This window comes from Bradyrhizobium genosp. P (genome assembly GCF_049949265.1).
Lineage (GTDB): Bacteria > Pseudomonadota > Alphaproteobacteria > Rhizobiales > Xanthobacteraceae > Bradyrhizobium.
Genome location: NZ_CP188195.1, coordinates 2,519,256 through 2,531,514 on the forward strand (window position 1 = coordinate 2,519,256; position 12,259 = coordinate 2,531,514).

At 61.2% G+C, this 12,259-nt stretch carries 6 protein-coding genes and 1 pseudogene; 5 read left to right on the plus strand and 2 right to left on the minus strand.

Translation table 11 applies throughout. The annotated features are described in order from the left end of the window. Positions 1-158: 158 nt before the first annotated feature. The 5 genes and pseudogenes from ACP2YO_RS12255 to ACP2YO_RS12275 form a co-directional block, all read left to right on the plus strand. Positions 159-702: pseudogene (locus tag ACP2YO_RS12255) on the plus strand (efflux RND transporter periplasmic adaptor subunit); the annotation flags it as partial. 76 nt (positions 703-778) lie between these two features. Beyond that, the gene (locus tag ACP2YO_RS12260; protein ID WP_426441099.1) at positions 779-3,874 is read left to right on the plus strand and encodes a multidrug efflux RND transporter permease subunit; all 3,096 of its coding nucleotides are present in this window, start codon (positions 779-781) and stop codon (positions 3,872-3,874) included. Positions 3,875-4,181: 307 nt separating this feature from the next. Beyond that, on the plus strand, positions 4,182-4,487 hold the full coding sequence (locus ACP2YO_RS12265) for a hypothetical protein (RefSeq protein WP_426443151.1): 306 nt from the start codon (positions 4,182-4,184) through the stop codon (positions 4,485-4,487). Positions 4,488-4,567: 80 nt separating this feature from the next. Further along, positions 4,568-5,173 (plus strand): hypothetical protein, encoded by a 606-nt coding sequence (locus ACP2YO_RS12270; RefSeq protein WP_426441100.1) that lies wholly within the window; start codon positions 4,568-4,570, stop codon positions 5,171-5,173. After that, a complete protein-coding gene (locus tag ACP2YO_RS12275) occupies positions 5,145-5,294 on the plus strand; it encodes a hypothetical protein (protein WP_426441101.1) in 150 nt (49 codons plus the stop codon). The genes ACP2YO_RS12270 and ACP2YO_RS12275 overlap by 29 nt, the downstream gene beginning before the upstream one ends. Here ACP2YO_RS12275 and ACP2YO_RS12280 read toward each other — a convergent pair. Together ACP2YO_RS12280 and ACP2YO_RS12285 are read right to left on the minus strand one after the other, a co-directional pair. After that, positions 5,291-6,616 (minus strand): DUF3422 family protein, encoded by a 1,326-nt coding sequence (locus ACP2YO_RS12280; RefSeq protein WP_426441102.1) that lies wholly within the window; start codon positions 6,614-6,616, stop codon positions 5,291-5,293. The genes ACP2YO_RS12275 and ACP2YO_RS12280 overlap by 4 nt on opposite strands. A 1,184-nt stretch (positions 6,617-7,800) precedes the next feature. After that, complete coding sequence (locus ACP2YO_RS12285; RefSeq protein WP_426441103.1) at positions 7,801-12,222, minus strand: sacsin N-terminal ATP-binding-like domain-containing protein; 4,422 nt, start codon at positions 12,220-12,222, stop codon at positions 7,801-7,803. Between the last annotated feature and the right edge of the window lie 37 nt (positions 12,223-12,259).

The following is a 12,259-nucleotide window of genomic DNA, read 5'->3' on the forward strand; positions in this document are numbered from 1 at the left end:
AAGACGCCAGCGTCTCTCGCTCGCGCGTTGGAAGCTGCGGCGATGTCGAACAGGTCCTCGACACGCGCATTCAGGAGGCCGTCCGCATGCTGGCTTCGCTGGCATCCCGTTTTGAAAGTCCGCCCAGAAAGTTGGCGACCCGCCAAGTTACCACTTCGCTGGCGTCGCGCCAGTTCGGTCCGCAGGCGACGGTCGACCAGGCGCAGGCGGGTATCGCCAAGCTGGTGAATGTGCCGTTCTCCGGCGATCTCCGCGTGCGCCAGGCCGCGGTCGGCCAGTACCTCACCGCCGGCACCGCGATCGTCTCGCTGACCGATCTCTCGCAGCTGTCGGCCAACTTCACGGCGACGCGAAGGGATTCCGTCAACCTCGAGGTCGGCCAGGTGGTCCGGCTCAAGTTGGATGCTTATCCGGGCCGCGTCTTCGAGCGCAAGGTCACGACCACCGAGCCGCAGATCGCCAGCGAGACCCGCAACATCCGTGTGCAGGCGACGATCGCGAACCGGGACAAGATCCTGAAGCCCGGCATGTTCGTGACCGCAACGGTCGTGCTGCCCGGCAACCATGTTGAAGGAGGTGCCGAAGGGCCTGAAGCCGGGCGACAATGTCGTCGCCGTCGGCCAGCTCAAGCTGCAATCGGGTGCGGCCGTAGCGATTTCGTCCGATTCGGCGCCGTCCATTCCAGCCCAACCGGCGCGTTACCGATTAACGCGCGCTCGCGTGATCCGGCGTGAGGCCGGGTCACACCACTCAAGCAAACGAATTCGAGATCGCAGCGATGGTCTTTACCGATATCTTCATCAAGCGCCCGGTCCTGTCGGTGGTCGTCAGTCTACTGATCCTGCTGATCGGCCTGCGCGCAGCGATGGTACTGCCGATCCGGCAATATCCGAAGCTTTCGAACGCGGTCATCAACATCACGACCGTCTACCCCGGCGCGTCTGCGGACCTGGTCCAGGGCTTCATCACGACGCCGATCGAGCAGGCGGTCGCTTCCGCCGAGGGCGTCGACTACATTACCTCGTCCTCTGTGCTCGGCACCTCGACGATCCAGGTCTACATCAAGCTGAACTTCGACCCGAACCAGGGGCTCACCGAGGTGCTCGCCAAGGTGAATTCGGTCAAATATCTGATCCCGAAGGAATCCAACGATCCGGTCGTCACCAAGACCACCAGCCAGACCACGGCCGTGATGTATATCGGCTTCTCCTCTGAGGAGCTCTCGGGCTCGGCGATCTCGGACTATCTGACGCGCGTGGTGCAGCCGGTGCTGTCGACCGTCGATGATGTGGCATCCGCCGATATCCTGGGCGGCCAGACTTTTGCGATGCGGTTGTGGCTTGATCCGGTGAAGATGGCCGGCCACAACGTGTCGCCGTCTGATGTCGCGGCCGGGATCACCGCCAATAACTTTCAGTCCGCGCCCGGCCAGACCAAGGGCTACCTCATCCTCTCGAACATCACGACGAACACAGGCCTGACCGACGTCAACCAGTTCAAGAAGTTGATCGTCAAGGCCAAGGACGGCGGCTTTGTCCGGATGGAGGACATCGCAACCGTCGAACTCGCCGCCCAGAGCACGGATGCGAGCGTTGCCTTCAACGGCGAGCACGCGATCTTCATCGGCGTAAACGCAACGCCGCAGGGCAACCCGCTGACCCTTGTAAAGGGCGTGCGCGCGCAGTTCCCCGAGCTCGAGCGCAATCTGCCACCGTCGATGAAGATGAAGGTCGCCTACGATTCCACCAAGTTCATTCAGTCGTCGATCGATGAAGTCGAGAAGACGCTGGGCGAGGCCGTGATCATCGTGATCGTGGTGATCTTCCTGTTCCTGGCCTCGTTCCGGTCGATCATCATTCCGGTTGTCACGATCCCGCTCTCGATGATCGGCGTCTGCACGCTGATGCTGATGCTGGGCTTCAGCTTCAACCTGCTGACGCTGCTGGCGATGGTGCTGGCGATCGGCCTCGTCGTCGACGACGCCATCGTGGTGGTGGAGAACATCCACCGCCATCTGGAGGAGGGGAAGACTCCCGTACAGTCTGCGCTGGAAGGCGCGCGGGAAATCGTCGGCCCGGTCGTCTCGATGACGATCACCTTGGCTGCCGTATACGCTCCGATCGGCTTCCTCGGTGGATTGACCGGCTCGCTGTTCCGCGAATTCGCCTTCACACTGGCAGGGTCGGTGATCGTGTCGGGCGTCATCGCGCTGACGCTGTCGCCAATGATGTGTTCGGTGCTCCTAAAGAACACCGAACAGGGCCACTTCGCCAAGCTCGTGAACAAGGTGTTCGGCGCCTTGATGCGCTGGTACGGCCGCAAGCTCGACCGCTCGCTCGACTACAAGGCGGTGACGGGCCTGTTCGCGCTGACGATCCTCGGCCTCGTCGGGTTCCTCTACATGCACACATCGAAGGAGCTCGCGCCCGAGGAAGATCAAGGTATCGTGTTCGCGGTGATCAAGGCGCCGAAATATGCCAACATCGACTATCTCGATTTCTATGGCGACAAGCTCGACAAGAAATTGCAAAGCTTTCCTGAGACCGATCTGCGCTTCGCGCTGAACGGCATCAACGGTCCCCAGAACGGCATCGCCGGCATGCTGCTCAAGCCGTGGGATGAACGGAGGCGCTCCTCGATCCAATTGATTCCGCTGGTTCAGGGCGAGCTCAGCAAGATCGAGGGCGTGCAGGCCTTCGCGTTCAACCTGCCGCCGCTGCCGGGCGGGCCGGGCGGCCTGCCGGTGCAGATGGTGATCAATTCCACCGCCGGATACCAGGCCGTCTATGAGCAGATGGAGAAGCTGAAGGACGCTGCGCGCAAGAGCGGCATGTTCATCGTCTCTGACAGCGATCTCGCCTTCAACCAGCCGACCGTGAAGGTGAACGTCGACCGCGACAAGGCGCAGGACCTCGGCATCAACATGCAGAACATCGGCAGCGCGCTCGCGATCCTGGGCGGCGGCAATTACATCAATCGCTTCAACCTGGAGGGCCGTTCCTATCAGGTGATACCGCAGGTGCCACGCGCTCAGCGGCTCTCGCCGGAAGCGCTCGGCAACTACTACGTGACGACCAGCACCGGCCAGCATGTGCCGCTATCGACGGTAGTGTCGATCGAAACGTCAACCGCTCCGAATTCGCTGACCCACTACAACCAGCTCAACTCGGCGACCTTCTCGGCGGTGCCGATGCCCGGCGTGACCGTCGGCCAGGCCGTCGACTTCCTTGAAGGCGAGGCCAAGAAGCTGCCGCAGGGCTTCAGCCACGACTACCTTGCCGACAGCCGGCAGTATGTGCAGGAAGGCAATCAGCTCGCGATCACCTTCGGCTTCGCGCTGATCATCATCTTCCTGGTGCTGGCGGCGCAGTTCGAGAGCCTGCGCGACCCGCTGGTCATCATGATCTCCGTGCCGATGGCGATCGTCGGCGCGTTGATCCCGCTGTTCTTCGGCGCAGCGACCATGAACATCTACACCCAGGTGGGCCTGTTGACCCTGGTCGGGCTGATCACCAAGCACGGCATTCTGATGGTGGAGTTCGCCAACGAGCTCCAGCTCAACGAACGGCTCGACCGTCGCGCGGCGATCGAGATGGCGGCTCGCATCCGCCTCCGGCCGATCCTCATGACGACGGCCGCGATGGTCACCGGCCTGATCCCGCTTCTGACCGCGACCGGCGCCGGCGCGGCGAGCCGCTTCTCGATCGGGCTCGTGGTTGTCGCGGGCATGTCGATCGGCACGCTGTTCACGCTATTCGTGCTGCCGGCGGTCTATGTGGTGCTCGCGACCGACCACCGTGCCCAGGGCGGATCCGTGCGGAACAAGCAGATCGAAGAGCTGGAACTCGGCTCCAAGGCGGTGCGGCTGACCTGAGACCGCTCGATTGAAATTGCAAAGCGGCAATGGCCATTGCCAATGCCGCTTTTTCTTGTCCCGTGCTTGACTTGGGCGACGCGCTGTTGCGCCAGAGTAGGGAAGGGATGATGAGGCGCCGCGAATTCCTCGGTGGCTCCGCTGCGTTTCGCTGCTGTGGCCGGGCTCGCGGCGGCTCATCGCCATTCATTCGTCGCACGACGACATCGATCGCTTGTTCCAGTTTGCTCGCACGGTGGTGGCGCAGACGTCGACAATGCGCGTCCGTGGCCGTGTCCTTCAAATCGTCGGGACAATCATCCGTGCAATGGCACCTGGCGCCCGCTTAGGCGATCTGTGCACGCTCCGCAATCCCGAGAACAACTGCGAATTATCGGCGGAAGTTATCGGGTTTCAGCACGACATCACCATTCTGACACCGCTTGGCGAAGTACAAGGGCTTTCTACCCTTAGGGAGGTGATCCCGATGGGAGAGCCTCTGACGGTGCCCGCGGGTTGGAACCTGCTTAGCCGGGTGCTTGACGGTCTTGGCCGGCCTCTCGACACAACCACTCATGGGCCTCTGCTTCCAGACGCTCGAGTGCCAGTCCAAAGCGAGGCACCGGTCCCTTGACCCCCCGCATCATTGATCGCGTTCTTCCAGTCGGTATAGGGGCGATCGATGGTCTTTTGACGTGCGGGGAGGGACAGCGCATGGGAATCTTTGCCGCGGCCGGCGGCGGCAAGAGCACACTGCTGTCGATGCTGGTGCGTAGCGCGGCGGTTGACGTGACAGCGATAGCGCTAATTGACGAGCGTGGTCGAGAGGTGAAGGAGTTCATTGAACACGATCTTGGCTCGGAGGCGCGACGGAGATCGGTTCTCGTCGTTGCGACCTCAGATCGTTCCGAGATGGAGCGGGTGAAGGTGGCCTATGTGGCGACGACAATCGCAGAATGGTACAGAGATCAGAGACAACGTGTGCTGCGTTTCATGGATTCGGTAACGCGCTTTGCGCGCGCACAGAGGCAGATTGGTCTGGCGGCCGGCGAACCGGCCACTTTGCGTTTTCCCCCCTCGGTCTTTGCAACTTTGCCGCAGCTTGTGGAGCGCGCCAGAAACAACGACCGTGGATCGATAATCGCGTTTTACACCGTGCTCGTCCAGGGCGATGACGTCACCGAACCCCTGGTCGATGAAACCCGTTCCATCCTGGATGGCCACATTGTGCTCTCACGCACCTTGGCGGTGTCGAACCACTATCGATATTCTGGCAGGCGTCAGCCGTGTCATGAGCGCTATCGTGTCGTCGCGGCATGAGAAGTTAGCAGTTCAGCTGCGGGCGTTGATAGCTAAATACCAAGAGGTGGAACTGTTGATACGGGTCGGCGAGTACAAGGAAGGAGCCGATCCGCACACTGATTCCCTCAAGGAGTTTTAGTCGCAAGCCACCGAGGGCGCGTCGTCGTGCTTGAGGTGTCGCTTTCGGACATTATAACTTACCAGCCAGATCACGCCGACCGCGATCGGCACGAAGACTGCGGTTAGGAACGAGGGCTCTACTCGCAGTCCGACATCGTGCGCGCCCTTGGCCAGATAGCTAAACAGGCTGACCACGTAATATCCGATCGCGCCGACCGACAATCCTTCGACCGTGCACTGCAGCCGAAGTTGCTGCCTCGCGCGCTCGTTGATAGCGTGCAGGAGGTCACGATTCTGTCGTTCAATTTCGACGTCGACACGGGTTCGCAACAGATCGGCGACACGCGCCAGCTTGACCGACAGGCTTGCCTGACGATCCTCCACGGTCGCGCAGGTGCGCATCGCAGGCGCCATGCGGCGCGCCAGAAACGACGACCAGGTCGGATAGCCCGCCACATCGTTGTCTTCAATGATGGACAGCCGCGATTGGACCAGCTCGTTATAGGCCCTGCTGGCGCCGAAGCGAAACAGGCTACCGGTCGCGCCTCTTTCGAAGGAGGCGGCCAACGCCGTCAGCTCGGCAAGCAGATGGTTGTTGAATTTCAGTCCCTCTGCGCCTTGCATTTCTTCGAGCGTCTCAACAAGACGCCGATCGATACGATCGACAGACGGCGCAAGCTCGAGGGCCGCCGACAGACCAAGCAGCGCCAACGGTCGGTAGGTTTCGATTTCCAGGAGCCGTTGCACCAGCGCTCCGAGATCGTGCGACGTCAACCCGAGGTCGCAGACGAGGATTTTCGTGAAGCCGTTTTCGTCCACGCGGAAGTCTGAGGCGGCAACGCCTGCACCGCTCCTTGTTGCAACCATGGCCAGGCTATCCTTGTCAAAAATCTGTTCGGCGCGCTTGGTCGGCGAGGCGTCCTGCTCCACTTCTAACCTGATCGCGACCAGCAATTGTCCGGACTGCCGCAACGCGCGGATCAGCGATCGGACGGCATCATCAACTTTGTCGAATTGGTGAGCGGCGGGACCATTTGCGTTAGTCCAGAACCAGGTGAATGTTGTAAATTCCGAATGCTGCTCCCAGCGCAGCATAGCGGGCCCGATGACAATCTGATGATGTTTCGCCGATTGCCCAGGCGGCGGAAGATTGCGCTCCAGGCAGAAATCGATAAAACGGCAGCGATCGCTTGCCGCCGCCTCGCCCTGCGCAAGAAAAGCGAAGTGGATCACGCTGAATGGCGAAACAAGGCGAGTGAAAGGGCGCGCGTGCACTTCGCCGAGCACGGCGTCGCGTTGCGGATGTGGCTTGAAGGTTCGCAGATCCAGTTCATCGATCATGTATTGACGCCTCGCTTCAGAGTGAGCACGCAACCATCAGGCTTGACGCGGGAGGCATTGTCGGTGCTGGAAAGCGGGTGCGCGCGGCAAGGCGCCGATCAAGTCATGTTGGCGATCGATACTGAGGCCGCCTTCAGCTCTGGAAGGAGGTCTTGCGGGAGCAGGATCAGGCCGAGCGGATTGAGGCGGAACAGTCTCATGCAGCTTTCGACTGACGCCGTCAAAGACGTTTGCCTGGTACGGTCCGGTGTCTATCGCGGAATGCCGGCATTGTGGATCAATGCGTGTAGCGGTGGGCCAGCAAGCCGTTCCCCGACCTCGGGGGTGGCGTGCGGCACCGTCCGACGAATGCCCAGATCGACGTGGACATGGTTGTCTGTCCCCGAATCCCACGGACATCGCCCGCCACCGAAGGGTTGCCGCGTGCAAGTGAAGATACGCCGGCAATCTTCTGAAAACAGCTTTCCGGTGGCATGACCGATGCCGCGTGAGGCCGTGGCAAGCAGGAGCGTCTTCCGTTCTCCCAGCGCGGTGCAGACAGGCGACCTCCGGTGCGGCAACCGCATTGTCGATTGACTGATCGATGCCCAAACGCGACTCCCATCTTGTTGCTGCCGCCCAACTTCCTGGTGCGGAGAGCCGGTGCAGGATTTGGGCCAGCACTGTAGAAGGGGCACGCTCGCGTCTTTTTGGCGCAATGTGGTTTTCGAAGACAGTCGGGTTTCAGACATGAAGCGCGCTTGTATTCTGACAGAATGCGCACGTGAGGCAGGCCACAGGGAATTGGCTATTTCGGCAAGATGATGGCTCGCCCGGCCGCTGCCATTGTCTGAGCCGCCACGCTGTGGTCGGACTTGTCGATGCAGAGCCCGGAGAATGACCGCGCCCGGACCCGCGGGGCAAGGCTTGGCGATGGGCTCATAACGTCACATCGAGTGAGGTTGACTGGATCACGCACCCTGAGCGCTCGCCGCCCTTGTCTTTGAAGCGACACTCAGAGCAGCACACCTCCCGGGTTCTTGTGGCGTTTGCGCCATAATACCGGACTAACGTCTTAGTTTGGCCTAAGCAAACGCTCGCTGCCCGACAGAGACCCGGCCGATTGGTGCTCCCCGGTGACCACGTCCGCCGTTCAATAAACAAATGAAGGCAATCGACTTCGAATATGGAAACAGCAAGTTAGGTCATTCCTCTGAGCTCCCAAACGGGATCAGGACCTGAGGCGCTTCTGTCAACGCGACTAGCTTCACGCCGTTCAATGGGCGGACGGTCGCGCGATTGGCCGGATCGAATATCAACCGCACCTCATCCTGATAGCCATCTTCGAGGCCGCTGACCAAAGCCAGGATGAAGTCGTTGCCGCGTTCCTTGGCGCGCTCGTATTCGGCGTTGGACATCTCGATCGAACTCTGCGGCGCGCGGCCGGTCGCTTTCATTTCGACGAAGGTCGTCCAGTCGAACGCGCCGTCGGCACCCACTCCATGCCGGTTGCGGAAATCAACCAGCAGTTCCTCCGCCGAGGTTTCCAACGCCTGCGTCAGCAACTCCCAGCCGCGTTGTTCCAGATCGCGATCGGTATAGGCCGTCGGCGCCGTGCGCGATCCGGGATTGGACGGCTTAGGCGGAGGCGGCGTGTCGTGCAGCTTCGGTTTTGCCGGTGGTGGTGCCGGCTTCGGGTCGCTACCCGACACCACCGTGGCGCCTAGAATGGGACCAACACTATTCTTAAGGGTTCGGTGCTTCACGGCAGGGCCTTTCCAACCGGGTGTGCTCACCGAGATTTTTCTTTTCGGGGCGGCGTTGATCTTTGCGGCGCGGTCTTCCATCACCTCCGCGTGTTCCTCGTCCGATGCGAGACGAATGGCTTCAGCCGCGGTCTCGCGCGCTTCCTGCCAGGCCACCACCCATTCGGCCTCGATGCCGCGGAGCGAGGCATGCGGGAACAACGACGCGATCGCGTGGCCACCGTATTCGCGCTTGGGCAGGGCCTCGTCCCAGACATGCAATTCGAGCGGATCGCGCACGATCAATGCCTGAAGCTGGATCGGAATTTTCACCGCTGACAATTCCTCGTCCATTGCCCGGACCGAAATCGGACCGGAGTATACGAACAACGGAATCTCCCGCAGCGCGTCCCAACCGATCGCCATGCGTTTGCGCACCTCTGGGTCGTTGCGCGCTAGTTCATCGGAGAGGTGATCGACCGCCTGCCGGAAGTGCGCTCGCTTGCCATCACCACGATCCAGGGCCATCTCGCGATCGTCCGCAACGGCCAAGGTGGGCTCGCCGCGCGTCACCCCTGTGAAAGCCACCAGCGACGCCAGCTCGCGAAGGTCGCAAGGCGGCGTCCAGAATTTCTTGGCGGGCAAAGCCTTCGCCAATTGCGATCTAAGTTCGGATTTTTCGACCAGGAAAATGGGCCGCTCGGTCTCCCAACGATCGCCACAATACAGCGGGAGGGCTTTGGTGCGCTCGCGGTGACGCCGCTCCGCATGGGCCAGCAGGGGTTCCATATAGCGATATATGTCAATCAGGCGTGACGTGACCCCCACGTCATGCGCTTGCCCCGCCATTGACTTCAGAAACGTAAGGCAGTCATCGAGCGTAGGCTCACGTACATCCAAGGCCGACCAGAAGCTAGCCAAGGCCGGTCCACCCGGCACGAAGCGCGAGCGGTCATGAAAGATATCCTTGCCGCGCATTAGCTCGCTTGGCCTGCGCCAAACATTGCCGCCGACGTGGATAAGTCCCTGGTTCTCCGTGAAAGCCTTGCGCAAATCCTGGGCGGTCATGTCGCCGATGCGAGTGTTCCACACGACCGTGCCGGACAGATATTTCGCGATATTGCGATAGATTGCCATGACCTGCGCGTCATCGATGGCCTCGACCCCGTCGCGCGTGTCGCACAGCAGCTTGACGAGATCGCTGACACGCACCGAGGTTACCAGCCCAAGCGTCGTCGCGAAGTCCGCGCTAAAATCCCCCAAATCGATGCCGACCGCGAAGGCGGTGCTGGCGTAGAGCGTTTGCGTCTCTTGAGTCTTCACTACGGCTTCGTTCGGCGTCACCAATTCGCCCTTGCCGATCGCCACCCACGCCGCCTCACGGAATTGGATCAGCCATTGCGCGGTGACGGGTGCCCTCGGATAAACGTAGACGCGCGCCGCGTGCTGCGAGGCCACCTCCTTGCGATTGGCGTAAGACCGCCCCCAAGCGCGCGCCATGGCCTTAAATAAGGCGGGGCTTCTCTCGCGTAGGCCCTTCTTGGAGAGCTTTGGGAATGCGGCTAGAACGCGTTCGAGATCGGGACTGATCCAATCGGCCGGCACTTGCTCGGCCTGGGCCGCACCGAGCTCCCGCGTCCGCGTCGTGCCGCCCCAACGGACCAACCCGGTTTGTTTCAGTCGCGGCGCGTTCTCTACGCCAAGCAAAGCGAAAAACTTGCGCGGGCCCCGCGAGACGGTTCCATCAGCGCGCTTACGTTGCGCGCGAGTGGCGCCAGTCTTCAGTTTCTCATCGTACCCGGCGGAGATCCATTGAATGCCCGGTATGTTCCCGGCCGCCGTGGGCCAATTGGGGAAATCACTGTCCAATGTCTTGCACAGATAGGCTTCCGTCGGACGCACCTTTTGCCGGTGCATCTTGCCACTCTTATAGACGAAGCCATCCACCATCAGCGCCGCGCCCACGGCATGGCCGATCTCATCCGCGCGGCGGTCGCTCAGTTCATCGAAGCGATTGCGAAGCTCGCGCAAATCCGCGTCCTCGATCTCTAGCGGCGTCGCCGCGAATCGCTCCGCGAAGGCCGCGAGTTCGGTAAATGCATCGACACTTGTTCGGAACGCCGCGTGTTTATCTAGCCACTTAATCGCGACATCGCCATCCTTCTCGACACCATATACGGCATGCAGGCGATCGAGCAGGTTCCACCGTAAGGAAAACAATGAAAACGCTCCGCTCAGAACGAGCGGCTTGGCCGTGGCGCCTTTGGACTTGCAGACCACAGCGCCGCCTTCGTCAGTCAGCCAGAACGGAACATTGAACAGTTCCTCTTCGGCGTGGGTCTCCACCAACACGCGCGCGGCTTGCACCCACCAACTTGGTCCCTTCGACCGAAACAGCGAATGCTGGAAGCCCTTAAGCACCTCCTTGGTGCCAACAGTGGCGCAGACTCCAATTTGATCGAGCACCATGCGCCACCTGCCGCCCGCATCGCGAACACAGCGCGGCAGCGCCCGCCATCCTTCAGACAGCGCCTCGATATCGGCATCGGTCAGAAGATCGCTTAGATCGGCATGTTCATAGGCGATGTGCGGCAGAGCGGCGGCTGTGCCGCCAATAAGGATCGCTGCATGGTCGCCAAGCCAAGCACGAGCGGCCTCGAATGATTTTGCGAAGCCACTACGCAGCCAACGGTCCCCTTCGTTGCCGATGTACTCGGCAGCAACTGGCACAAAGCGCCAAGCTTCCTTGGGCGCCGCCAGCATCCGGCCATACGCGATCTCGCCAAGCACATCGCCGCATCGCTCGATCAGCCAGTTGTTCCACGTGCTTTCGATCAAGGCCTCGCGCGTGGTGCTGGGATCGAATTGCGCGTCGAGCGAAAATGACAGGTCCGCCGCGACGCGCGTCTTGAAGCCGATATAAAGACTTCCCGCGCCCGCCGCGCTCGGCACGGCGATGGAAATTTGCGTCACCTCGGCGCGAGCCTTGTGAGCCGGATGCAGATGACCTGGCACCGGCAAGGTCGCGCGCCACACAGTCCACGACGCGCTCGCGCTCTGCACTTCACGTCTCGATAGCGCGGTGATTGAGGCGCGCCCCCCAACTGGGGCGATGTTCTCCCACGCGTCGAAGCTCAGGGTGCGGCCTTCGAGGGTCACGCCGGTGAGATCACACCAGCGGAAACTCGAGACCCAGGTCAGGAAGATTAGGCCGTCGTCCTCCCACTCCGCGAACCAGGCTTTCAGTCCGTCCTCGCTGAAATCCGGTTTCAGGCGCAGGACGATCATCGTGTCGGTCGCGGGATCGTAGAAGTCGGGCAGCGGTCCTTCCTCTGGCACGACTCGGACCGAAAGCTGATCCCCGGAAAAATGATACGGCGCCGAATGGATCGCGAGATCATCCGCGATGCGCTTGAGCGTCTTCAGGCCAATGCCAAACCGCCCGCGCTGATCGGTTCTGTTAGTCTTGCTCGTCACGAATGGCAGCGCCATGCCCAGCACGTGCTGGCAGGCAACCGGCTGACCATTATGCACGATCAATAGCTCGCGGTTGGTATCCGTGTCGCGGAGGGCGAAGCGCACTTCCGAGGCGTGTAGATCATCCGCGTTTTGGATCACTTCCGTCAGCCCCTGAAACGGCTCGACGTTCAAATCCTCGGCGGCGGCCGCGGCGCCGCGCATCATCTTTTTCAGGGCACCAGGCGAGGATGCCAAAGCATTCGCCAATCCCGTGACCACAGCATCGGCAAATTGGGGAGTGCGCGTATCGATCAGATCATCGACACCCGGCTGATCGTCCCAGATCATCCTCGCGGCGCGAGCACCCAGGTCGGCGTCACTCTCGGCCGCAATCGGTGATGGAAGAACCGCCAATTCGTTCATATTTAAAAGCCTCTGAAAATATTGACATTCAAAGATT

Coding starts and splice junctions, on each gene's coding strand:
- ACP2YO_RS12260 (WP_426441099.1), top strand. CDS start 779: ATGGTCTTTACCGATATCTTCATCAAGCGCCCGGTCCTGTCGGTGGTC.
- ACP2YO_RS12265 (WP_426443151.1), top strand. CDS start 4,182: ATGGCACCTGGCGCCCGCTTAGGCGATCTGTGCACGCTCCGCAATCCC.
- ACP2YO_RS12270 (WP_426441100.1), top strand. CDS start 4,568: ATGGGAATCTTTGCCGCGGCCGGCGGCGGCAAGAGCACACTGCTGTCG.
- ACP2YO_RS12275 (WP_426441101.1), top strand. CDS start 5,145: ATGAGCGCTATCGTGTCGTCGCGGCATGAGAAGTTAGCAGTTCAGCTG.
- ACP2YO_RS12280 (WP_426441102.1), bottom strand. CDS start 6,616: ATGATCGATGAACTGGATCTGCGAACCTTCAAGCCACATCCGCAACGC.
- ACP2YO_RS12285 (WP_426441103.1), bottom strand. CDS start 12,222: ATGAACGAATTGGCGGTTCTTCCATCACCGATTGCGGCCGAGAGTGAC.